This window comes from Paraburkholderia sp., from assembly GCF_049581445.1.
Classification (GTDB): Bacteria; Pseudomonadota; Gammaproteobacteria; order Burkholderiales; family Burkholderiaceae; genus Paraburkholderia.
Genome location: NZ_JBAURZ010000369.1, coordinates 20,863 through 45,056 on the forward strand (window position 1 = coordinate 20,863; position 24,194 = coordinate 45,056).

Sequence of the window (24,194 nt, forward strand, 5' to 3'; positions counted from 1 at the left end):
CTTATTTGGAAGAGGGGGGCGAAGTGCACCACGGCGGATAAATACGCACGGGTAACACGGGCACCAGGAGGAAAGTGGCGAAGGCAATGCCTGCCATGATGAGATAGAGATCCGCGGAGGTCAGGACCTCTGCCTGCTCGTGGATCCGGTGTGCAAGTTCGCCGATACCATGCGCTGCGTTGATGCTTTGGCTCGACACAATCGAGTGATTGCCTAACTGGTCGACGAGCATGTTCGAATGAAGACGTTCGCGATTGGTGCCGATTCCTTCGATGATCGCCGTCGCCATCGCCGCAGAAAATGTTTTAACCGTATTGAACATCGCTGAAGCAAATGGACCGTCTGTCGGGGCGAGGCCCGTTGTCACGCCCATCAGGATTCCGAGAATCACCATCGGTTGCGCGACGATCTGTAGCGATTGAAGCCAGTAGAAATCGTTGCGGATCCATTCGGACGAGATCAGGCTCCCCATCAGGCAGGTGATCATCATGAGGGTCAAGCCAATGCCCATGACCCAGCGGTGGTCGACCCGCTTCAGATTGAGAAGCGCTGCCGTCAGAGGCAGCGAAAGCAACAGCGGGATCGCCACCAGCAACGATAAAGGCGCGACCTGCAGCGGCCTGTAGTGGTGAGCACTCGCGAGAAATTCGCTGGGTATCGCAGCCATGCCATCCAGCAGGATTACCGCACCCATCAGGCTCGATAGTCCATGCGCAAAGTTTCTGCGCTTGAGCAGCTGCAGCTTGAAAAATGGCACCGGTTGAAACCACTCGTTGAGGAGGAATGTCACGAGCAACAGCGCCCCGCCAAAGAACATCACGCAGATGAAGTCGGAATTGAGCCAGTCGAGACGATCGCCTTGCAGAAAGCCGGTCACGATCATGGCGACCGCCGGATAGCCAGTGAGAAAGCCGATCCAGTTGAATGTCCTGAATCGTTCGAGTTTGACGGGATCGTCTGGAAGGCCCCATTGGATCGCGACGCAGACCGCGATGCCCAGCGGCACGATTTGCCAGAACGCCATTTGCCAACCGACATATTCAGTCCACAAAGCCGAGAGCGGTGCGCCGACCGCCGGTCCAAAGGTCGCTGTGGCCGCGTAGCCGGCGAGCCCGTATAGCTTCACTTTTGGCGGAAGGTAGCGCAGCGCCACGATGATCAACATCGGGGGCAGACATCCGCCGGAAATCCCTTGCAGGATGCGCAACACATAGAGCGTCATCAGGTTCGGCGCGAAGGGGCAAAGGAAGCCGAAGAACACAGTCGCGATCACGGCGCCAATCGTGAATCGCTTTAGCGTGAACGTAATCCCAAACCACGGCGCAAATACCATCGTCGAAACATTAGCCGCTTCAAACAAAGCGGTCAGCCAGGTGCCGTCGTCATGCCCAATCGAGAACGCGCCCTGGATATCGGCCATCGAGATGGCCGTGACCTGCTCGTTGAGAATGGCGAGGAGGGAGGCGAATAGCATCCCAAGGAGGCCGATGGCCAGACGCAACGAAAGCGTGGCTTGCGCGGCCGGCGGCGGCGCAGGCATGGCTGCTGGCGGCTGTGCCGCGGCAGGCGCTTGCGGTTCAGCGGGTGCGGGTGAAGGGCTGCCTGTATTCATAGGAATCCCGTCGGTGTTCATGTTCTGTAGGGAATCTAAATGTTGCTGTCGTCGTCGGGGTGGGCGATTCGTGACCGCGTTATCGTTCGATCGCGACTATTGTCATTCTCCACCATAGCCCTATTTAATTGGAGTCCAAACTAGTGAGTATTGGGCCAATGAATTGGCGAATTTTGCCAACTCACCATGAGTGCGCGCATACCCGTCACGGCCTGAAAGAGTCTTTTCCAAAACGGCAATGCGATCGTTTCCGGCAGGGAAAATATAGATCGCCGCTTCCTGCTATTTGGAAAAAGTTTGGCATTGGGCATTTTGTGTATTCTTTGAGCCATTCGACGACGCGGATTGGCACTATGCGGGTCACAACGCATAGAATCCGCGCATGTGCGTGCGCTGATCAGGGTAGAAAACAGAATGGATAAATTGCGTGAGATGGAGGTTTTCGTCGCCATCGTCGATCGGGGCAGCTTTACTGGCGCTGCCGATAAAGTTGGAATGTCGGCCGCGGCGGTCTCGCGGGGGGTGAATTCGCTGGAATCGCGTCTGGGCACCCATCTGCTGGCCAGGACTACCCGCTCGGTTCGGCCGACGGATGCGGGAATGGCCTACCTTGAAGCCTGCAGGAAGGTGCTGGACACGATCACGGATGCAGAGGCAAGCATTGCGGTCGATCAACGCAATCCAGTTGGTACGTTGACCGTTTCTGCGCCGATCCTGTTTGGCGAGCGATATGTTGCGCCGCTCATCAACGCGTTCGCACTGCGTTATCCAGAGGTCAACGTCAATGCGGTGTACGCCGATCGAACCACGCGGCTTCTAGAGGAAGGTGTGGATGTGGCGATCCGTGTCGGCCACCTTGGAGACTCCTCGACGTTCGCCATTTCGTTAGGCTTTGTGCGCCGCCGCACCTATGCAGCTCCCTCTTATCTCGCCACCCATGGGGAGCCTCTTCATCCCAGGGAACTGGCCAACCATCATTGCGTGTCTTTCACTGGCGTCACGTCGCCGCTTGAGTGGGTGTTCAACGAGAACGGTTCGAGATTGTCCGTCAAGCTTCAGCCGCGGATGATTGCTAACCTGGGTTCCTCTGCTGTTCTTGCAGCCGTTGACGGTGTGGGGATCATTCAATTGCTGTCGTATCAGGCGGCTTCTGAGGTAGCCGACGGCAGGCTTCAACCTGTCCTCACCGCATTCGAACCCGAGTCGATTCCGGTGAACCTGCTGCATATAGAGCGGCGCAGCACCAGCGGCAAGATTCGCGCGTTCGTGGAGTTCGTCACTGAGGCATTGCGCAATAACGCGCAGCTTCAGGGCATGGACGCAACGGCCACGCGAACATCCCGGTAGGCGGCTACCAGCGCATCGAGGTCGAACCCGCGGTTCAGTCCACTCGGGTTGGGCAAGACCCATGCGCGTGCGCCGCCGAATGGCTTGGCCTGTGGGCCCCATTCGACATTGGGCGCGCCGGAGATTGCCGAGAACGCCATCTTTCCAAGGAAAGCGACGTAGCGTGGCGCGTACTGTTCGATCTTGCGCCGAAAGGCATCCCCGGCCAGTTCAATCTCCGCTCGCGACAGCTCAGCGGCTCGCGCAGTCGGTCGCGGCACTACGGTTGTGAGACCGTAGCCATATCGAAGAACCGTGTGATCGTCTTCGGGACGAACCTGTTCAGGCGTAAAGCCGGCAAGATGCAAGACCCGCCAGAAACGATTGTTTCTGCCCTCAAAGTGATGACCCGACGACGCGGCACGCATGCCTGGGTTGATTCCGCAAAATATCAGCGACAAGCCAGGTGCGAGGAGATCAGGAAGGGAAGGAAGCGAATCCACGTCGGTCACAGGGCAGGCAGTCCTTGAAACGCGACTTGTGCGTCGGCACCGCGGTTCGCCCGTGGCTGATTGTCTGTCTCTCCGCGAAACCGTTGGCGGTATTGTTTCGGTGTGACGTTCAGGCGCCGGGAGAACGTCGTGCGCATGTGGGTGGCACTGCGGAAGCCGCATTCAAATGCTACGGTCTTCAGCGGTGCGTCCGTCTCTTCGAGCAACTTTCTCGCGGTGTCGACGCGAACCTGCTCGACAAATGCAGAGGGCGTCACCTTTGCATACCTGGCAAATATTCTCGAGAAGGTCCGCCGGCTCACGGCGACTGCGCCCGCGAGTTGTTCGATCGATAGCGCATCGGTTATATGCTCGGTCACATATCGATGCACTCTGCGGATAATCGGATCTTCGTCCCGGCCCGTTCCCATGTACGGGCTGTACTGCGACTGGCCGCCTTCCCGCTGGATATACACGACCAGACGTTTTGCCACGCGCACCGCCAGTTCGTGCCCCCAGTCTTCGGCAACAAGCGACAGGCACAGATCAATGCCGGCCGTCACACCTGCCGAGGTAAAGAGGCGACCGTCACGAACGAAGATCTTGTCGGGCTGCACGCGCGCGCGCGGGAATTCGTGGGCGAGGCGGCCAGCGTCGGCCCAATGAGTCGTCACTTCCTTGCCGTCAAGCAGTCCTGCATGTGCAAGCACGAATGCGCCATTGCAAACGGAGCCAAACCGCGCCGCGCTGCGTGCCTGATTTTGCAGCCACGCCAGAAACTCGCCGGACGGTTGAGCGTTGGGCAATTGCGGGCCTCCTGCGACCAGCAACAGGTCCCATTGCGTGTCGACATCCTTATAGCCAAACGGCACCGAAAGTTGCATTCCGTTCGAACAGGTCAGCGGGCCGGCCTGAAGTCCCACAAGGGAAACCTGATACTTCTGCTGTTCGGGAAGAATCGTGTTTGCTTCCGCAAACACGTCGAGTGGCCCTGCAACATCAAGCGCCTGGACACCATCGAATATAACAATGGCGACTTTCATGCCGTGACCTTCGTGGAGTGAGTAAGCCCGTTTCCGATACCGGTGATTCAATAGGCTTCACCCGAGCTGCGAGAGCGAACCGGCTAGCCTGTATTGACGAGCGACGACCGAGCTTACCGCAATCGCCCGAAAACGGGGACGCACTGGTTGTAAATTGACTTTTGCGTCCGTGTAAGGTCAGGAGGGCGCCGCCGTTGGCCTAAATCTCACGTTGATTGGCCTGGCATGGCGATATCCACGTGTTTCCTCGCCCGTTCCGGCTGATTAGACTTGGGTTGATCAGTGCGGCCACAGCCGCCCCTTCAAAAAGTCGCAGTCTACGTTGATCCAGGCCGAGTGAGGACACATGCATGTGGCGATGATGCTTTACGCGGGCTTCCGGCTGCTCGAGGTGACGGGCCCGATGGACGTCTTCCACGAAGCGAACCGTCTGGGCGGCGCGGCGTTGTACGAGCAGCATCTGGTGGGGCCGTCTCCGGGGCCGGTTCTATGCTCGAATGGCGTGGCGGTGGGCACCACGGCGTGTCTGCTGGATCTGCAGCCTGCGCTCGATATCGTGGTTGTGCCCGGTGCTCCGGTCGTTGGCTCGGACCGTGAGCATCGCGAACTGGTGGACTGGCTCAGTGATACCGGACGCACCGTGCGCAGGCTTGCGTCGGTGTCGAACGGGGCGTTTTTGATCGCACGGGCCGGCCTTGCCGACCATCGCTCGATGACGACGCATTGGCGCGACGCGCAACGTCTGTCTGCTGAGTATCCGCTGGTCCGTGTCATGAGTGACCGCCGCTATCTGCAGGATGGCAACCTGTACTCGTCGTGCGGTGCGAGCGACGGTATCGAGGTGGCTCTCGCCCTCGTCAGAGAGGACCTGGGCGACGAGTTCGCCAGATGCATCGCAACCTCATTGTCGAGGCAGCACAACTGGGTGCAAAGGTAAGACGATTCCACGAGCCGGACGCCCTTTACTATCATGCCAGCCGTGGCCCAGATACAGCTAGATTTGGCCCATGCATCACCTTCAAAAAAGAACGCGCTATTGCAATCGTTGGCAGAATGGCAATGTCCTTTCTCACGATTCTTCCAGAAGCACCTCATGAGCGTGCCTGGTGGACGAGGCCAGTACGGAGAACCCGTCTGAGCGTCCGTCCATAAGCTGGTGTCGAACATACATTGTTCGCGAGTTGGAAGGGAACGGATCCTTCGATTTTGGCTGCTGCCCTTGTCAGCGCCAATCTGCCCGCGAGCCAAACATGAGCCAATCCTCAATCATTGCTTCAAAAGCCGACCCGGCACCAACGAGCGCAGGTGAAACGATGTCGGGCGCCGACATTATCCTGCGCGTACTGGCCGAGCAAGGCGTCGACACGCTGTTTGGGTATAGCGGCGGTGCGATTTTGCCAACTTACGACGCCGTGTTTCGCTTTAACGAAATGAACGAGGCGCATCCCGAGCGCCAGATCAAGTTCATCGTACCGTCCAACGAACAGGCCGCGGGCTTTATGGCTGCCGGGTACGCGCGCGCCAGCGGCAAAGTCGGCGTATTCATGGTGACGTCGGGCCCCGGTGCGACGAATGCCGTGACGCCGATCGCCGACTGTAATGGCGATTCGATTCCCGTTGTGATGATCAGCGGGCAGGTACCGCGTGCCGCGATCGGCAGCGATGCGTTTCAGGAAGCGCCCGTCTTCAACATCATGTCCGCGTGCGCAAAGCAGGTGTTTCTGGTCACGGACCCGCTGAAGCTAGAGCAAACTCTGCGCACCGCGTTCGAAGTGGCCCGCACCGGCCGACCGGGTCCGGTTGTTGTGGATGTGCCAAAAGACATCCAGAACTGGACAGGGCCCTATTATGGACAAGGCTCGCTGCATTTTCGCGGCTACTCCGATCGTCTCCGTATGGTGGCGAAAGGCGCGCAGCTTGACGGGGAAAAGGTCGAGGCCTTCTTCGATATCCTGCGGCAAAGCAAGCGGCCGTTGCTTTACGTCGGCGGCGGCGTGATCACGGCCCGCGCCACTGATGAGCTGCGCGAGTTTGCCGAGCGCAATAGCATTCCTATCGTCACGACGCTCATGGGTCTGGGCACCATACCTGCAAAGCACGCACTGTCTCTCGGCATGCTCGGCATGCACGGCACCGCGTGCGCCAACTACGCCGTTGAAGACTGCGACTTTCTTATTGCAGTGGGCGCCCGTTTCGACGATCGGGTGGCCGGAGGCCGGCCTGACTCATTTGCTCGCGGTGCGCGCCATGTCGCTCACATTGACATCGACGAGGCGGAGATCAACAAGGTCAAACGCTCTCAATGGAACCACGTGGGCGATGCGAAAGATGCCTTGCGGTGTTTGATCGAGCACAGCCCGGCGACGCCGTCGCCTTCGGACTGGTACGAGCACGCGATGCAGTTGAAGCGTACGTTCGGAATGAACTACGACCGCAATAGCGCCGCGATTCAGCCGCAGGCGGTGGTCGAGAAGCTCAGCGAAATCACAGGCGGACGAGCGATCATCAGCACGGGTGTCGGCCAGCATCAGATGTGGGCCGCACAGTTCTTCGACTTCGTCGAGCCTCGCAGCTTTCTGACCTCGGGCAGTATGGGAACGATGGGTTTCGGACTGCCGGCGGCAATTGGCGCGGCATTGGCGCGGCCCGATGCCCTTGTGATCGACATCGACGGCGACGGAAGCATCCGGATGAACGCCGGCGAACTGGAGACGGCAAGCACGTACGGCATCCCCGTCAAGGTATTGCTGCTCAATAATCAAGGTGACGGCATGATCCGGCAGTGGCAGCGCCTCTTTTACGACGGGCGAATGTTTGTCAGCGACAAGTCGCTGCATCGCAAGGACTTTGTGATGGCGGCAAAGGCAGATGGCTTTGAATTTGCCCGCCGCGTTGAAGCACCAGGCGAGCTTGAGGACATGCTGAAGCAGTTTGTGGAATATGAGGGACCGGCCTTCCTTGAGGTGATGATCGACTACAACGCCGATGTATTTCCGATGGTGGGCCCAGGACAAACCTACGCGAATATGATCACCGGTCCGTTTATCCCTTCTCGCACAGCGCCAGGAACACGACGCGAGGCTCCGGGGCCCACCGGTACAACGGATATGTTCTAGCGAGGGCGACGTTCAGTGTCGTGAAGCGTGACGCGACCCTGAGTGCGGCGAGAGAGAGGGGCAGTGCGTTTCGTCGCTGCCTCTCGCTTCTTTGTTCAGCCGCGATCGTGGTGCTCGGCGAAAGCCACCATGGCATCGCGCTTTACCAGAAAAGATCTTTTTCCATCCGGCTAACAGATCAAATTCCAGCGCGACCGCGCGGAGCGATCAGCCACATTTCTCTGATGGACGCAGACGTCCTTGAGCAGAGAGAATTCGCGCCCTGATTGGGCGTTTTGGCGCTTGTGGTCTCTGTCTCCAAAGCTCGCCTGGGGCGAGCATGGAGCGCGTGAAAATGAATGATGCCAATGCGAAACTGTCCGATCAAGGCGCCAACGGAATGAACCGCGCTGTCTTGATCGCACCGGAAAAAACAGTTAGTTATTACAATCAATGCGCGGATCAACTGACGCAGACAAGTCGGCTTTTGCATCGCAAAACCGTTCGACTCTCAAAAGAGACGAGATTCTGGAGTGTGTCACTTGGTGGCCTGAAACGAGCGGGAAATGTCCCCAAACCATCACAGCTAGAGCACCCGTGAAAGCCTGCAAATCCTAAACTGATTTCATCGGCGGTCAGAAGATTGCTGATCCTGGCGGGCATAGTGACCTGGCGCTGAAGCCACTGACGCAGATGAGTCGAAAGGTCGTGCCACGTTTAGCTATCTACTGGAGAAGTGACAAATGAAATTCTCGGTCAAAGATGAAATTCGCTCTGACGATATCGGAACGATTGAACATGCCATCAAGATGGTCGACGGCGACGCCAGGGTCGACGTCAACATTGATACGAACACCGTGAGCGTTGACTCGTGGCTGATGCCCGAAGAGTTTATTGTCGCTTTCGTCGAAGAAGACTACGAGGTGAGCATTGCTGAAGCTTAGCGAGGCGCACGCATCGTACGTGCTAGCCGAAGCCAGCACATGGGATATGTGAAAGGCAGCTTTGTGGCGCAAAGCTGTCCGACGCTGTAGATACACGAGATTTTGGCGGTTTTCACGTGATGGCCAGAAATGGGCAGGAAATGTCCCAAAGCCATCACAACTAGAGCGCCAGGGAAAACCCACAGGACCTAGACTCTTTTTATCAGCGGTCAAAAGATAGCTGATCCTGGCGGGCACAGGAACCTGGTGGCAGGAGTCACGGGGTTTTGCACAAATTGACGCAGACTGGATAACGTTGAAGGTTGTTTAATTTTGCAGTCCGATCTTTGTCTTCGTGTACCTGTGGACGCGTTGGCCCCGCCAAGGCGGAAAAGGTCCTGCCTTGAGTGAATGTGTGGCAGATACCGGGCATGAGCCCGACTGAGGACAGAGTCATCATGATGATGCGGAATCGGAATACCTCCTTCCTGTTTGGAGGCAATGCTCCTTATGTTGAGGAGCAGTATGAGGCGTACCTCGCCGACCCGAGTACGGTGTCGGAGGAATGGCGCGGGTATTTTGACGCCTTGCAAGGTGCGCCGGCGGTGGACGGGTCAGACGCGGGCGACGTCGCGCATGCGCCGGTTGTGTCGCGGTTTGTCGAGTTGGCCAAGCAGGCGCGCACCGGTGGACGCTCAGAGAACGACGTACTGACTTTCGCGGGCAAGCAAGTCGCCGTACAGGCCTTGATATCGGCTTATCGCATGGTCGGTACTCGTAATGCTCATCTGGACCCGCTGCGCTGGACCGCGCCGGTCCCCGTGCCTGAATTAAACCCGAGCTACTACGACCTGTCCCAAGCGGACATGGACACGAAATTCAGCATGTCGGGCGCTTACTTTTCGGACGACGACGCAACGCTCGGCGATCTGGTGAAGGCGCTGACAGAAACCTATTGCGGGACGCTAGGCGCCGAGTTTTCGCATCTGGCTGATCCAGAACAGCGCAACTGGTGGTCAATGCATCTCGAATCCTCGCGTGCAAAAGCCACCCTCGATAACGGTGACAAGCTGCACATCCTCGAACGGCTGACCGCTGCCGAGGGTCTGGAAAAATACCTGCATGCCCGCTACGTCGGTCAGAAGCGCTTTTCGCTTGAGGGTGGCGAGTCGCTTATCGTCCTGCTGGATGAACTGGTTGCCTATGGCGCCACGAAGGGAGTCAAGAGTTCGATTCTTGGCATGGCGCACCGTGGACGTCTGAACGTGCTCGTCAATATTGTTGGGAAGCCGCCGGCAGCGTTGTTCGACGAGTTCGAAGGCAAAACCGCGCATCTGCTTCCGGCAGGCGACGTCAAATATCACAAGGGCTTTACCGGCTTGCTGCCGACCGCAACCGGCCCGGCGGAAGTCACGCTGGCGTTTAACCCGTCGCACCTGGAAATCGTCAACCCGGTTGTTCAAGGTATCGCTCGTGCGCGCGCCGAAGTATTGGGGCAAGGCGCGAGCGCAGTCCTGCCGGTGGAGATCCACGGGGACGCGGCGATTTCGGGGCAGGGCATTGTGATGGAGACGATGAACCTTGCGAATACCCGGGGCTTCGGCACGGGCGGCACGATCCACGTGGTGGTGAATAACCAGGTCGGCTTCACCACCTCTCACCCGGAAGATGCCCGGTCGTCGTTCTATTGCACCGATATTGCCAAGATGATCGAGGCGCCGATCCTGCACGTGAACGGCGACGATCCTGAGGCGGTCATTGCCGCGACGCGTCTGGCAATCGACTTTCGCTCCACCTTCAAGAAGAGTGTCGTGATCGAGCTGATTTGCTTCCGCCGTCATGGCCACCAGGAACAGGACACGCCGGCTATCACGCAACCGCTGATGTATCGTTCTATTGCGGGCCACCCTGGCGTGCGCACGCTCTATGCAAGGAAACTGGTGGATGAGCGGCTTCTGACGGCGGAAGACGTGGAGAGGTATGTCCATGACTACCGCGAGCGTCTTGACGCTGCGCAAACTGCCGAGGAGAAGAAGCCGGCCGAGCAAAGGAACGACGAGGAGAACTGGCCGCAGCTACTCGATGGCAACGTCGACCGTGTCTATTACGCGCCGCCGCTATCGGACTTCGTTCAGAAACTTGCACTCAAGATCACCAGCGTTCCCGAGCAGTTCTCGTTGCACCCGCTGGTTGGAAAAGTGATGTCTGCTCGTCGCGATATGGCCGAAGGCAAGCGTCCGCTGGACTGGGGCATGGCTGAGCATATGGCCTTTGCCTCGCTACTCTCCGCTGGTATTGACGTGCGGCTGAGCGGGCAGGACAGTGAACGCGGTACGTTCAGCCACCGTCACGCGGTACTTCACGATCAAAAACGGTCGGCTCGGGGCGAAGGCACATACGTTCCGCTGCACCATGTGGCGGAGACCCAGGGACGATTCTCGCTTACCAACTCGGTATTGTCAGAGGCTGCAGTTTTGGGCTTTGAGTACGGGTACTCGATTGTTCGGCAAAACGCGCTCGTCATGTGGGAAGCGCAGTTTGGCGACTTCGCAAACGGGGCGCAGGTCGTGATCGATAACTTCCTGTCTGCTGGCGCTGCAAAGTGGGGACAACATAGTGGTGTGACGATGCTGCTTCCGCACGGCCAGGAAGGGGAAGGTCCGGAACACGCATCGGCGCGTCTCGAGCGATACCTGCAACTGTGTGCACAGGAAAATATGCGCGTCGTTCAACCCACGACGCCAGCGCAGATTTTCCACCTGCTGCGGATGCAGGCCGTGGCGCGCCGCGATCGCGTTCCGCTGATTGTGATGACGCCAAAGTCACTTCTGCGCCATCCGGAGGCGGTCAGCAGCCTCGACGATCTCGCGCAAGGCCACTTCAAAGAGATTCTTGCCGAATCGCCTACGAATGAAGATGCGTCCAAGGTCGACCGGGTCATCCTGTGTTCGGGCAAGGTCTACTACGAACTGATGGATCGTCGGCGTAAGGCGAAGAAGGACAACATCGCGTTGATTCGGGTTGAACAGTTGTATCCGTTCCCCGCGCAGCAGATCAGTGCGGAACTGGAGCGCTATCCGAATCTGAAGGGTGTCGTGTGGTGCCAGGAAGAGGCGAAGAACCAGGGTTCGTGGCATTTCGTCATGGAACAGCTGCTGGACATCGTGAAGGCACCTGCGGCGCTGCGCTACATCGGACCTGAGGCTGCCGCTTCGACCGCACCGGGCTACAAATCAATGCACCTTGCAAGTCAGGAAAAATTCCTGCACGCAGCGATCGAGGAGTAGCGAGGCAACAAGGGCGAATCGGAGAGGTTGTCACCGATTCGCCTCTCCCGCCATACCGCGTCTTAATGTCACAAGCCCTCCTTCGCGAGGGCTTTCTGCTTTTCAGGCCCTTCATCTAATCAGGCTGCGCGCCTCGTCAGGCGTGATACGCGTGCTCTGCCTCGTCCCGGGCGCCCCCTTCCTGCGGTTTCGCTCCCCCTGATTCGGCCCCGGAATTACCCGCGTCGGGTCAACCCTTGTACATGCGCGGTCTGCAAGCTCCTCATGAAAAGAATGCAATGGCTTTGCGGAGCGACTTGGCTTCAAATTAGCACGTCCATTCTATTTTTCGATCTGACTGGTATAGCGGAAAGCCGAACACGTCAGCCGAATGGCCGCGCATACCGCATTGGGCCGGTGTGCTGGAGACAGCGGCCGCTCTGAATCGCAACGAGGCAATCAAGTCCGCATCAAGCGGCTATTAAAACGAGGAGACGTGCATGCGTTTGATCAGTCAGGGTATTTGCGGGGCCACGTTGGCGCTCGCCGCCGGCAGCGCGATGGCGGCGGATTCGAGCGTGACGCTGTACGGTGTGGCCGATACGTTCATCCAGTACCTCGACAACGGTGGAAGTCATTCGTATTCCGAACGAAGTGGCGGATCGACTGGATCACAGTTCGGCCTGAAGGGTAACGAAGATCTGGGCGGCGGGTTGAGCGCGCAGTTCGACGTCGAAACCGGCTTCAACCTCAATAATGGCTCGCTGTTCGCCGATACTTCGGCGCTCTTCTACCGGCAGGCATGGGTTGGCCTGAGCGACGCGCAATACGGATCGTTGACGATGGGCCGTCAGTACGAACCGAGCTTCCGCGTAATTTATCCGACCGATCCGTATCGCGCCAACGAGGTCCTGTCGCCGCTCTCGGCAGATGTGCTCGCCGTCGACCGCAATACATTGTCGACGCAGTACGACTCGGGGCGCGCCAGCAACTCGGTCCTCTATCAATCGCCGAACATGGGTGGCGTGCAGCTTTACGGCATGTATGCGTTCTCGGCCACGGTGACGCAACCCGTGCCGGCGACCACGGGCAATATGCTGAACGTGGGGGCGAACTACAGCGGCTATGGTCTGTATGCGGGGCTCGCTTACGTCAATCAGCATCCGGGGCAGGAGACCATTGCAAGTTTGCCGACCGCGTTGAACCTGCTCAGCACCGAGCACTTCATTGGCGCGCTGGCTTATCGCGTGGGTATCGTGAACTTCCAGTTCAACTATTCGTATCAGCGAGCGCAAGATCCCTCGGCGCGCTCACTGGCCGCCCTGCTGGGCACGGCCCACTCGCTTAGCGTTGCCGAACTCGGCGCAACGATCCAGGCCACGGCGGCGGATACGATCGAAATTGCTGGCATTCAGCGCAGCGTGCGCGGCGCCCATGACAACGCGCCAGGCATCGAGGTGGGCGCCGATCACGCGATCTCCAAACGCACGAGCTTTTACGTTCGGGCGGGGTATATCAAGAACAACGGAAGCGCGACGATCAGTTGGCCTGGCGTGACGGTGAGCGAAGCGGGAACGAAGCAGGTTCTCGCTACGGTGGGGATGGTGCACCGCTTTTGATAGCGGGGCACCATCCCACGTTGAAGCACCGTGTTCAGCTGAAGACGGCGAACTCGCCTCTGACGGTGATTTTTACTCCGCTTCCGGTGCAGTCGCCGTCTTGCGCGGACGGCGGCTGCGAGGGGCGGATTTGCGCGCGGTGGTCTTGCGGGCAGGCGGTGTTTCAGGCGCCGCCTGAGAGCTTGCCTCCTGCTGAATCACCAGGTTTTCAGGCGCGACTTCTGCGGATCGCTCAGCGGAGGGGCGCTTCGTTTTCTTGGCCGCGGTTTTGCGGCTAGCGCGGCCTTTGCGTGCCGTAGGCGCTTTCGTGGCGGATTCTTCGACCTGCTCGACGAACGTCTGCGTTGCTACAGCGTCGGACTCGGCCGCAAACTCCGCCGGCTCGTCCGTCTGCTCGGGGATAAACGCGCGTTGATCGTCCTCGTGTTCCTCGTCGGCGAACACCTTGCCGCCGAATACGGGCACCTCGCGCTCGACATCACCGCCCTGAAGCTCGTCAGACGTGGGCGCCGGTTCGGACGCCGCCGATTCGCGCGGTGCATTGCGGTTGCCACGTCCTCGGCGTCGTGAATCGCGTTGCTTGTTGCCCGTTTCTGCGCGTTCAGCGGTTTCTGCTGGCGCGCTTTCCTGCGCCGGTTCAGCCGGTTCGTTCATCGTCTCGCTACCCAGCGTCACCACGGTACTGCGATATACATAGGCGCCCGATTTTTCATCACGCCCGAATTCGAGCAAGCCGCGCGCTTGCGCCTCTTCGAGTAGATTGCCAAACGCACGAAACCCGTAATAGGTTTCGTTGAAATCCGGCTTGCGCCGTTTGATCGCATTCTTAAGCACGGAGGCCCAGATCTTGCCGCTGTCGCCGCGTTCGGAGGCGAGCGCATCGAAGGTTTGCACAGCGATTTCCACTGCCTTGGTCTTGCGGGTCTCCAGATCTTCCTTGGGGCGCTTCGGTTCGTCCGGCGCGCGTTTGGCGGCGGCCTGTTGTTGTGCTGCTGGCCGGGCCGGTTCGCGTTTGACGATCGTGCGCTGACTCTCGCGCACCAGGTCGTCGTAGAAGATGAATTCGTCGCAATTGGCAATCAGTAGATCGGAGGTGGACTGTTGTACGCCGACGCCAATGACCTGCTTGGCGTTCTCGCGCAACTTCGAGACGAGCGGCGAAAAGTCGGAGTCGCCGCTGATGATGACGAACGTGTTGACGTGCGATTTCGTATAGCAGAGATCGAGCGCGTCGACGACGAGGCGAATGTCGGCTGAATTCTTGCCGGACTGCCGAACGTGCGGGATTTCGATCAATTCGAAATTGGCCTCATGCATCGTGCCCTTGAAGCTCTTGTAGCGTTCCCAGTCGCAATACGCTTTCTTGACGACAATGCTGCCTTTGAGCAGCAAACGCTCCAGCACAAGCTTGATATCGAACTTTTCATACTTCGCGTCGCGCACGCCGAGGGCGACGTTTTCGAAGTCGCAGAACAGCGCCATGCTGATCGTTTCGTTGGATGACGCCATGTAATTCTCCAATGAGGCAACCGTCAAACCGGACGGATCGCGACCATGATAGCGATTCCTGTCCCCGGTTAACAGCTTTGTATTCAAGCCCGAAGCTTCAGCGAGGGCAAATGGCCCTGATGGGCAGGCGACCGCCACAATACATCGTCCACGATAGATGTAAACGTCCCGATTTCGCGATCCACTTCTTTCTTTTGGCCGCTTAAATCTATTCCTGCCGCATGATCCCAGGGATTGGGCGGCCTGCATGAAAGTGCAATGAATGAGTTCGCAGCCAGTGCCTCAAGCGGCCGGCAAGCGGCGTTAGTGGGCGGGTTAGGTGGGCTAGACAGGCTCTGAAACGAGGAGACAGGCGGACATGAATCAGCCAGAATCGATCACGCTCGCCGGCGCCAGCGCCGGCATCGAATGAAAGTGATTTCGCGGCAGCCGCGCAACGCTTGCATAACGAAGGATGAAATTGGCGTGCCGCCTGTGCGTACGCGCCGTTACGCTGATGGGAAGCGTGACGGCGCGCGGGCATGCGGCGCGCGTAGCTTACGCGTGGCTGCGTTGGCCGCTACAGCACACTTTTGCCGGCGTCGAACGCAAGCGATTCGCGGGTCTGCAATACGTCGTCAATCAAGCCATATTCCTTCGCATCCATCGCCGACATGAAATTGTCGCGGTCGGTGTCCTTCGCGATCTGCTCGACGCTGCGTCCGGTGCGCTCGGCCGTGATGGCGGTCAGGCGCTCGCGCAGATAAAGCACTTCCTTCGCCTGAATCTCCACGTCTGCTGCTGTCCCCTGGCTGCCGCCGGAGGGTTGATGGATCATGATGCGAGCGTTCGGCAGCGCATAGCGCTTGCCGCGCTGGCCGGCGCTCAGCAGAAACGTTCCCATGCTTGCGGCAAATCCGGTGCATAGCGTTGAGACTTCGGGCTTGATGAACTGCATGGTGTCGTAGATGGCGAGGCCGTCGTAGACCGAGCCGCCCGGCGAGTTAATATAAAAAGAAATATCCTTGTCGGGATTCTCGGATTCAAGAAACAGCAGTTGCGCGACGATCACGCTGGCTGACTGCTCGTTGACTGGACCCACCAGAAACACGATGCGTTCGCGCAGCAGCCGCGAATAGATGTCATAGGCGCGCTCGCCGCGCCCGGACTGTTCGATGACGGTGGGTACGAGGCCAAGGCCGGTAAAGCTTGAGTGACTGGAATGCATGCGCGTCTCGTTTGAAGTGGGAGGATCGAAACCGGTTCGGGCCAGCGGGTGAAATCGGATGCAAGCGGGCGCGAGTGTCTATGCCCCTATGACGAGAGGGCGCGGCAGCGTGTGACAAAAGAATTTTTGCGCGCGCCTGTCACAACGATTGGTTCTCGTACGTCTAGCTATAAATGGCGTCGCGTTTACGGCGGCGGTTTTACCGCAGGAATGGCATCAAAGGCTGCATGGGTCATGCTCGCCGCGCTGCCAGCGATGCCACGACCTTCACGTTTTGGGGAGCATCACGCATGACGGAACAGGAACTCGACTACGCGTCCGCTTTCGAGGCCGCCCGCGCAAGATTGCTGGCGCTGGCCTACCGGATGCTGGGTAGCCGCGCGGAAGCGGAGGATGTCGTGCAGGACGTCTGGCTGAAATGGCACCTCGCCGATACGAACGAAGTGCGCACGCCGTTGGCATGGCTCACCACGATTACTGCGCGCGTCGCCATTGACCGGTTGCGCCATCTGCGACGCGAGCGTGATGCCCACTCTGGCGGCTGGCTGCCTGAGCCGTGGCTCGACGACGTGGCGCCGTCCGCGGAAGAACTGGCGTTACGCTCGGCGCAGATCTCATATGGCCTAATGTTGTTGCTCGATCGTTTGAAACCGGAAGAGCGGGCCGCATTCGTGCTGCACGAAGGCTTCGATTGCGATTACGCGGAAATCGCGCGGATTCTCGAGCGCACACCTGCGACGTGCCGGCAGATCGTGCATCGCGCGAAAGAGCGTTTGCAGCGTGCGGGCGTGCCGCTGCAGCGCCCCGATCCTGTCAGGCACGCCCGACTGGTGGAGCGTCTGCGTACCGCGTTGGAGTCGCAAGACACGGAAGGCTTGCAAGGGTTGTTCAGCGATGCACCGCAAGTCGTCAGCGATATGCCGGTGCCGATCAGCGAGCCGGTAGCGGTAGCCGCGGCGTGGCAGGAGGCGCTGGGCGCAGTGGCCTCGCTTCGCGGCCAGGCCGACCGCGCCGAACTCGTTTCGATCAACGGCGCGCTGGGTGTGGCGCTTCTGCAGGACGGTGAAATCGCGGCCTTGCTCGATGTGTCGGGCTGCGATGGACAAATCGTGGGACTGCTAATCGTCACGAGCGCGACGCGCCTCGCGGCCGCCAACCTTGCTTATGGATTGCCCGCTATCCGGCTGATGCTCAAGGCGTTGAGCAGGCGCGCGTGGTGCGCGCCCCGTCGCTCAATTGCGGTGTGCAGCGACTTCCCAGTTGATATCGACGCATAGCACCTGCATGCCACGCGGCGTTTGCGCCGCAATCGATGCGGTCACGCACAAGTGGGCTTCGTTGATCGACAGATAGGGCGGCGTCACGTGCACCTGACCCGGAGTACGCATCGCGCCGATGAAATACGGCCGGCGTTCCCAGCTCGCGCCCTCCGAATGCAGCAACGGGCGGAACCGCTTCGCGCGTTGCGATGCGCGGCCCGACGGCAAGACGTTGTCGCCGATCTGCCGACCCGATCCGTCCAGCAAGAAACAGCGTGCGGTTTCGCCTAGCGCGAGCAGCGGCGCGGTGGCCTGGGAGACCGATTCGCCTGCGACGAGGTGCGCGCTGGCGGCCTCGAGCGCCGTCACGTACGGGGCGAGCCGCGTCGACTGAGCACGTTCTCGCGCCGCGACGCGTTCGCGCAATGCGGCGGACAGTTCGTCCATCAAGCCCGCCGCGGCTTGCGGTTTCACCGGATCAACGCTCGGCCCGGCGAAATACGCACCCTGCACGAAATCCACATTGCATTCGAGTGCAATCAACGCGTCACGCTCGGTCGACAAGCCGCCCATCAACACCAGTTGTCCCGACTCGTGCAGCAACGATACGAGCCCCGGCAACACACGTTCGATGTGCGAATGCTCGCTCGCCTGCGCGAGGATGCAACGGTCCAGCGTGACGATATCGGGCCGCAGGTTCCACACGCGGTCGATGTTCGAATGCTTCGCGCCAAAGCCGTCCAGCGCGATCAGAAAGCCCGATTTGCGCAGCGCGTCGATGATTTCCGCAAAGCGGGTGGTTTCGCCGCCGGCCTGCTCCGACACTTCGAGGACCACGCGTTGCGGTGGCAGTCCCAGCGCCTTCAGGCCGGCGAGCAGCGCGTCGCCGTAGCTGGTGTCCATCAGCGCAGCGGGGTGCAGGCTCAGGAAGAGCCATTCGTCATGGCTGTCGAACGCATTGAAGTTGCCCAGATGCAGCGATTCGGCGAGCCGCCCTAGTTCGAGCAGGTCGCCACGCCGGGCGGCCTGGGTGAAAACCTCGTGTGAGGGAACTTGCTGCCCATGTTCATCGCGGGCGCGCAGCGAGGCGTGATAGCCGATCGCGCGCCGGTGCGATACCGAGAATACCGGCTGGAACACGCTGAACACCGTGTAGCCGCCGTACAGGACGGTGCGCCGGGAGCCTTCGTCGCCCGCCATGGGGCGCGGTGGCTGGAAGCCGGGAGGATCGAGTTCGATCATGCTCATCTTGTGTCAGTCGTGTGAGAAATAGCCGCGCAGCGGGTGCGCGCAAAGCGAGAGTTTACAGGATAGGCGAGCAAGAACCGTGCGCACGGGACAATTGCGCTCTCCGCGTGGGGTAATCCGCATTGCGCTGCTCATTGTGCGCCGGGATGCGCGCCGCGGCTATGCAGCGCACAGCCGTGGTGCGCGCCGCGCCCCGTTGCGGGTCGGGAATCGGCGACGGCGTGTGCCATGTTTCAGGCCCGCTTTCATGGCCGCCAGACGGGGCTTCAGGTCCGTTCGGACGGGTCGGTTTTCTTCGCCGTGCGGCGGATGTCGGCGGCGAGCTGGGCGAAAATCCATGAGGAACACGCTGTGATGATGCCCACGCACAGGAAGGTCGCGTGGAACGCGGGCAGGGAATTGGCCTCGGTCACCTTGTGGATCAGGCCGGTGAAGGTGGCGAGAAGGGCGCCGGCGACGGTGACGCCAAGGCTCATCGAGAGCATTTGTACCAGCGAAAACAGGCTGTTGCCGCTGCTCGCGCCACCCGTGCCCAGATCCTTGAGCGTAAGCGTGTTCATCGCGGTGAACTGCATCGAGTTCACGCCGCCGAAAAATGCGAGTTGCACGAGCCGCAGCCACAAGGGCTGTGCGGTGCTTACTAGCCCAAAGCTCGCCATCGCGAGGCCGACCAGTACGGTATTGGTCACGAGCACGTGCCGATAGCCATAGCGGGTAATCAGCCTGGTGGCGAGCCGTTTGGAAGTCATGCCGGCTGCAGCAACAGGTAGCATCATCAGGCCGGCTTCGAACGCGCTATAACCGAGACTGACCTGCAGCAGCAGAGGAATCAGATACGGCATCGCGCCGCTGCCGATCCGCGCGAACAGATTGCCGAGCAGCCCGACGCTGAACGTATGAATCTTGAACAGGTCGAGCGAGAAGAGCGGATGCGGGTCGCGCGCAGCATGCAGTCCATAGGCGACGAAACATGCGAGGCTGAGGATCAGCAGCACCAGCACGGTAGCCTGCTGGATGCCGAGTTCGGTGCGGCCATCAAGCGCGAACGAGATCGCCACCATGCCGACGACCAGCAGCAGATAACCCTTGATGTCGAACTTCGCGGTGTCCGGGTTGCGGCTGTCCTGCATGAAAATGAAAGTGGCAAGGCAGCCGATTATGCCCACCGGCACGTTGATCAGAAAGATCCAGTGCCATGAGGCGATCTTGACGAGCCAGCCGCCGAGCGTCGGACCAATCAGTGGCCCGATCAGGCCTGGAATAGCGACGAACGACAGAGCCGACAAGTAGCGTTCCGCAGGGAAGGTGCGCAGCACAGCGAGACGCCCGACCGGCAGAAGCATTGCGCCGCCCACCCCCTGAATCACGCGGTACACCACCAGTTGATTGAGCGTTTGCGCGTTCGCGCATAGCACCGAGCCAATCGTGAACACGAGGATCGCGCTGAAAAACACTTTGCGCGTGCCGAGTTTATCGGCGAGCCAGCCGGATACCGGGATCATCACCGCCATCGTCAGCGAATACGCGATCACCACCGATTGCATCCGCAGCGGCAACTCGCCGAGACTTGTCGCCATCGCCGGCAAAGCGGTGTTGACGATGGTCGAATCGAGCGTCTGCATGAAAAAACCGGTGGCGACGAGCCACAGCATCACGGTGAGTGAGCGCGCAGTAGGCTGGGAAGCGGTGGTGGGGGTCTCTGAGGCGGCGGTCGGCGGATTGGACATGGGAGGCGGCTGCTCACGCGTACCGGACTGGCTGGGGAGGCTCCATTCTAGGTAAAACCGCGCGGCCATGCGATGGCTCTCTCATCGTCGCGCCCAGGGTTCGAGCCGCGCAGCCGCATCAAAGAAAGTAAGCGCACGCGGATCGCCAGCATATGCCGCGTTGATGCGAATCCACGGGCTCACCTCTGCATTCGGCCGGAAATAGCTGCCCGGCGCCACGGTCACGCCAAGCGGTTCGCCACACTCGACGAGCCGTGTCGAGTCGCTCACATGCGGTAGGCGCGCCCACACAAACTTGCCGCCGAGCGGGCTTTCGAACACTTCCCAGCCGCTTCTTTCGAGCGCCTGGACCGTTGAGCCGAGCGCGTCGCGCATACGGCGGCGCAGCCGCTCCAGGTATTTGCGGTAAGCGCCGCGTTCGAGCAGCGCCACGGCGACGGCCTCGGCAAAGCGCGATCCGCCGATGCTCGTCAGCATCTTGATGTCGGCGAGGTCCTTGATGATCGCGTGATGCGCGACCACATAGCCGATGCGCAAGGACGACGACAGCGTCTTCGACAGGCCGCCGATGTAGATCACGTGTTCGAGCTGGTCAAGCGTCGCGAGGCGGTCGGTGAGGTCGGTCTGGAAGTCGGCGTAGATATCGTCTTCGATGATCCTGAAGCCGTGTTCACGCGCGAGTTGCAGCAGCCGGAAGGCCACTTGCGGCGCGACCGTGGTGCCGGTCGGATTGTGGAACACCGTGTTAATGAAGAACAGCTTCGGCCGATGCAGTTGCAGTTGCGCCTGCAACACCTCGATATCGGGACCATGCCGTGTGCGTGGGATGCCGACCAGATTCACGCCGTGCAACTTCAGGAGCCCGTAAAGGTTGTAGTAGCCAGGATCCTCGACGAACATCGTGTCGCCGGCCTTCAGCATGTAGCGCATCACCAGATCGAGTGCCTGGCTCGCGCCGTTGGTGATCAGAATTTGCGACGCCTCGGCTTCAATGCCGAGTTGCGCGATGCGGCTTTGCAGATGCTCGCGCAGGGTCGGATTGCCCAGTTGGGTGGCGTAATCGATCAGGCTGGCACTGTCCACTCGCGACACGTGGCGGATCGCCTGGCCGAGGCCATCCATGTCGCGCCAGGCTTCCGGGATGAAGCCGCTGCCGAGCTTGAGCGTTTCGCCGGGGTGATTGAACTGCTGCAGGATGTGGACCGCTTCGTCTTCCGCACGGCGTGGGTCCGAACTCCCCTGACACCCGCTCATGCCGCGCTGACGTTCAGAGACGTAAAACCCCGAGCCGTGGCGCGAGTCCAGATAGCCAAGCGAGACCAGTCGGTCGTACGCCTCGATCACGGGGAAGCGGCTCACGCCGTAGTCGGTGGCGAACTGGCGGATCGACGGCAACTTGGCGCCCGGATGGGCGGCGCGCGAACGGATCCACGCGGTCACACCGCTGACGATCTGCTCGGTCAGCGGCACGCCATTGTCGCGGTCGAGGGCGATATCGAGTTTCATTGGACGATGCACTCCCCGTGCTTTGATCGGACAGGCTGGCAACTGTCAGCTTTTTCAACTGCACAGTTCCGTAGTAACTGTCCAGAAGTGTGCATGGGATAGACATCATCGCACGGCAATAATTGGACAACCAGTAAAAGCCTCTCAAGGAGTATTGCGATGCGCGAAATCCGGACTTTCGAACTCGAACACGGTGAACCTGCCGCCGCCTGGCGTGCCGCGCAGCCGCTCGTATTGCAGGTTATGGCCGGTGAGCTTTGGCTCACCGTCGAGGGTGATTCGGAGGACTACTGGCTATCGGCCGGTGAGACTTTCGAATTGAGCCGCGGCACGCTCGCGTGGGTGAGCGCGGGGCAACGCGGGGCGCGGCTGGCGCTTTCCTTTGCCAGCGCCCGCGTGAGCGAACGGCCGCCGGTCAGTGCAGCGCGGACGGCGCCCCGGAGTTGGGTGCCGCGCTGGTTGCAGACTACCTGAGGTCGACCTCGCCGATATACCGCGCGCGCGGGCGGATTAGCCGCCCGTCCGCGGTCTGCTCCATGGCGTGCGCAATCCATCCCACGACCCGGCCCACCGCGAACAACGTGAACGCTGCGCCCGCCGGCAAACCGAACACCCGCTCGATGGCCGCGAGCGCAAAGTCGAGCGTTGGGTCGGCCCCCGTCGTATCGCGCACGGCGCGGGCCAGCGCATGGATTTCTGTCATCGGCGAACGGGCCGGCGCGCTTTCCGTCAACATTTCCAGCAATACACGAGCACGCGGATCGCCTTGCGGATAGAGCGGATGCCCGAAGCCTGGCAGCACCGCGCCGTAACGGCCATCCTCATGATGCGCAAGACGGGTGGCCAGATAACGATCGAGATCCGAAGCACGAGCGGCTTCGTCCAGCAACGCGGCAACCCGCACCGTTTCCCCGCCATGACGTGGCCCCGAGAGCGCCGCGAGACCCCCCGCCACCGCGCCGAACAGATGAGTGCCCGTCGAAGTAATGCAGCGCACCGTGAACGTCGACGCATTCAGTTCATGGTCCGCGCAGGCAACCAAGGCCGCGCGCAGCACACCGGTTTGCTGCCGGTTGCGCACAGCCCATGCGGCAGCGAGTTGCCGGTGTAGCGGTTCATTAGATGGCGCTGCGGACATCATCGCCGCAGCCAGCAGACGCATGACGGCGCAGGCCGTGTCGAGCTGGGCGTCGCGGCCTTGGGCCCAGACGCGCGGCATCTGCGCAGCGGCGGCCGGCAATAGCACGAGTGCCCGGTCGAGCGGCGTGCTGTCGCCCCAAAGCTTAAGCCACGCTCCCCACTGGGCGGCGTTTAGCAGAGCCCCCGGCGCTTCGGCGATACGCCGCGCGCTGCATTCCCACAACAGTGCCGCCACGTCTTCAAGCGACGCGTTGCGCGCCAGTTCAACTGCGTCGTGCCCGCGATACAGCAGATGGCCATCGGCGATCAGCGTGATCGACGACTCGAGCACCGGCACACCCCAGTCGAGCACCTTCTGCGCGACCTTGCCGGCGCGCTTGCCATCTGCCTTGCGCCGCGCGAGCCGCCGGACTTCCGCGGCGTCGTAGAGCCGGTGCTTGCCGTGCGCGTCCGGTGACGAAACCAGCATGCCGCGGCTCACATAGGCATACAGCGTCGGTACGCTGATGCCGAGCAGTGCGGCGGCTTCGGTAGCAGTGAGGTGGGTGGCTATAGGCATAAAGATGAGAAAAAACCGTAGAAATCAATATATGTTGATTATCTTAATCAAGATTGATCGAAGCGGGGTGTAAATCTAGACTCGACGCAGTGATTTCTCTCAACCTCACCGCAATTCGCCACTCGCCATGACACCTCTTCTCGCGCTCGATCATCTCTGGACCGCTGCAGGCTGCGATTCCGCAGCCCTCGATTCGGTCTCGCTCAGCGGCAATGACCCAGGCTTGCCTTCGGTCTATCGTGTGGGCACGCTGGCCACGGCGACGATTGCCGCAACCGCTTTGGCCGCAGCCGAATGCTTTCGGCTGCGCACCGGTTGCCGGCAACGTGTCGATGTGGAGATGCGGCGTGCGCTGGCCGCGTTTCGCAGCGAGCGGTATCTGCGTATCAACGACGGGCCGCCGCCCGCGTTGCGCGATCCGGTAATGGGCTTCTATGCGACGCGAGACGACCGCTGGATTCAATTGCACACCAACTTCCCGCATCATCTGGCCGGGGTGCTGAAGGTGCTGGGTTGCGCGAACGATCGAGCGGCGGTGGCCGAGGCGATCAAGGGCTGGGATGGCGCGGCGCTCGATCAGACGCTGGCCGATGCCGGTTTGTGCGCAGCGTTGATCCGCTCGCCGCGTGAATGGGCGGCGCATGAGCAGGCGAAGGCGATTGCC

Annotated in this window: 19 protein-coding genes; 10 read left to right on the forward strand and 9 right to left on the reverse strand. The window is 60.5% G+C overall.

Annotated features, from left to right (window positions below):
• Position 1 precedes the first annotated feature (1 nt).
• The gene (locus tag WCA85_RS31710; protein ID WP_424069093.1) at positions 2-1,612 is read right to left on the reverse strand and encodes an MFS transporter; all 1,611 of its coding nucleotides are present in this window, start codon (positions 1,610-1,612) and stop codon (positions 2-4) included.
• 384 nt (positions 1,613-1,996) lie between these two features.
• Between WCA85_RS31710 and WCA85_RS31715 the strand changes: the two genes are divergently transcribed.
• Entirely contained in the window at positions 1,997-2,959 is a 963-nt protein-coding gene (locus WCA85_RS31715; RefSeq protein ID WP_424069095.1) for a LysR family transcriptional regulator, read from the forward strand.
• Here WCA85_RS31715 and mug read toward each other — a convergent pair.
• Positions 2,920-3,441, reverse strand: a complete 522-nt coding sequence (gene mug, locus WCA85_RS31720) for a G/U mismatch-specific DNA glycosylase (RefSeq protein WP_424069131.1) — start codon at positions 3,439-3,441, stop codon at positions 2,920-2,922. The two genes, WCA85_RS31715 and mug, sit on opposite strands and share 40 nt — an antisense overlap.
• A 5-nt stretch (positions 3,442-3,446) precedes the next feature.
• A complete protein-coding gene (locus WCA85_RS31725) occupies positions 3,447-4,472 on the reverse strand; it encodes a GlxA family transcriptional regulator (RefSeq protein WP_424069097.1) in 1,026 nt (341 codons plus the stop codon).
• A gap of 358 nt (positions 4,473-4,830) precedes the next feature.
• Between WCA85_RS31725 and WCA85_RS31730 the strand changes: the two genes are divergently transcribed.
• The 6 genes from WCA85_RS31730 to WCA85_RS31755 all read left to right on the forward strand — a co-directional run bounded on the left by WCA85_RS31730 (position 4,831) and on the right by WCA85_RS31755 (position 13,375).
• A complete protein-coding gene (locus WCA85_RS31730; RefSeq protein WP_424069133.1) occupies positions 4,831-5,409 on the forward strand; it encodes an AraC family transcriptional regulator in 579 nt (192 codons plus the stop codon).
• Between the two features lie 313 nt (positions 5,410-5,722).
• Positions 5,723-7,588 (forward strand): biosynthetic-type acetolactate synthase large subunit, encoded by a 1,866-nt coding sequence (gene ilvB, locus WCA85_RS31735; protein ID WP_424069099.1) that lies wholly within the window; start codon positions 5,723-5,725, stop codon positions 7,586-7,588.
• 334 nt (positions 7,589-7,922) lie between these two features.
• Positions 7,923-8,168 (forward strand): hypothetical protein, encoded by a 246-nt coding sequence (locus WCA85_RS31740; RefSeq protein WP_424069101.1) that lies wholly within the window; start codon positions 7,923-7,925, stop codon positions 8,166-8,168.
• Positions 8,169-8,310: 142 nt separating this feature from the next.
• Positions 8,311-8,511, forward strand: a complete 201-nt coding sequence (locus WCA85_RS31745; protein WP_424069103.1) for a copper chaperone — start codon at positions 8,311-8,313, stop codon at positions 8,509-8,511.
• Between the two features lie 437 nt (positions 8,512-8,948).
• Positions 8,949-11,777, forward strand: coding sequence for a 2-oxoglutarate dehydrogenase E1 component (locus WCA85_RS31750; RefSeq protein WP_424069105.1), 2,829 nt, complete (start codon positions 8,949-8,951; stop codon positions 11,775-11,777).
• Between the two features lie 479 nt (positions 11,778-12,256).
• Positions 12,257-13,375, forward strand: a complete 1,119-nt coding sequence (locus WCA85_RS31755) for a porin (RefSeq protein ID WP_424069107.1) — start codon at positions 12,257-12,259, stop codon at positions 13,373-13,375.
• A gap of 72 nt (positions 13,376-13,447) precedes the next feature.
• Here the strand turns inward: WCA85_RS31755 and WCA85_RS31760 are convergent, their stop codons facing one another.
• Together WCA85_RS31760 and clpP are read right to left on the reverse strand one after the other, a co-directional pair.
• Positions 13,448-14,884, reverse strand: a complete 1,437-nt coding sequence (locus WCA85_RS31760) for an NYN domain-containing protein (RefSeq protein ID WP_424069109.1) — start codon at positions 14,882-14,884, stop codon at positions 13,448-13,450.
• Positions 14,885-15,443: 559 nt separating this feature from the next.
• Positions 15,444-16,091, reverse strand: a complete 648-nt coding sequence (clpP, locus tag WCA85_RS31765) for an ATP-dependent Clp endopeptidase proteolytic subunit ClpP (protein WP_424069111.1) — start codon at positions 16,089-16,091, stop codon at positions 15,444-15,446.
• Positions 16,092-16,381: 290 nt separating this feature from the next.
• On the opposite strand from clpP, the gene WCA85_RS31770 reads away from it, so the two are divergent.
• The gene (locus WCA85_RS31770; protein ID WP_424069113.1) at positions 16,382-17,368 is read left to right on the forward strand and encodes a sigma-70 family RNA polymerase sigma factor; all 987 of its coding nucleotides are present in this window, start codon (positions 16,382-16,384) and stop codon (positions 17,366-17,368) included.
• On the opposite strand, the gene WCA85_RS31775 is transcribed toward WCA85_RS31770, so the two are convergent.
• The 3 genes from WCA85_RS31775 to WCA85_RS31785 form a co-directional block, all read right to left on the reverse strand.
• Complete coding sequence (locus WCA85_RS31775) at positions 17,324-18,598, reverse strand: EAL domain-containing protein (RefSeq protein ID WP_424069115.1); 1,275 nt, start codon at positions 18,596-18,598, stop codon at positions 17,324-17,326. The two genes, WCA85_RS31770 and WCA85_RS31775, sit on opposite strands and share 45 nt — an antisense overlap.
• 266 nt (positions 18,599-18,864) lie before the next feature.
• Positions 18,865-20,325, reverse strand: coding sequence for a multidrug transporter subunit MdtD (gene mdtD, locus WCA85_RS31780; protein WP_424069117.1), 1,461 nt, complete (start codon positions 20,323-20,325; stop codon positions 18,865-18,867).
• A gap of 81 nt (positions 20,326-20,406) precedes the next feature.
• On the reverse strand, positions 20,407-21,831 hold the full coding sequence (locus WCA85_RS31785; protein WP_424069119.1) for a PLP-dependent aminotransferase family protein: 1,425 nt from the start codon (positions 21,829-21,831) through the stop codon (positions 20,407-20,409).
• A gap of 159 nt (positions 21,832-21,990) precedes the next feature.
• Between WCA85_RS31785 and WCA85_RS31790 the strand changes: the two genes are divergently transcribed.
• Positions 21,991-22,305, forward strand: a complete 315-nt coding sequence (locus WCA85_RS31790; protein WP_424069121.1) for a DUF2917 domain-containing protein — start codon at positions 21,991-21,993, stop codon at positions 22,303-22,305.
• Here WCA85_RS31790 and WCA85_RS31795 read toward each other — a convergent pair.
• Positions 22,298-23,530: a citrate/2-methylcitrate synthase gene (locus WCA85_RS31795; RefSeq protein ID WP_424069123.1), complete on the reverse strand. Its 1,233-nt coding sequence runs from the start codon at positions 23,528-23,530 to the stop codon at positions 22,298-22,300. The two genes, WCA85_RS31790 and WCA85_RS31795, sit on opposite strands and share 8 nt — an antisense overlap.
• Before the next feature lie 127 nt (positions 23,531-23,657).
• Between WCA85_RS31795 and WCA85_RS31800 the strand changes: the two genes are divergently transcribed.
• A partial coding sequence (locus WCA85_RS31800; protein ID WP_424069125.1) for a CoA transferase occupies positions 23,658-24,194 on the forward strand: 537 nt, incomplete at its 3' end.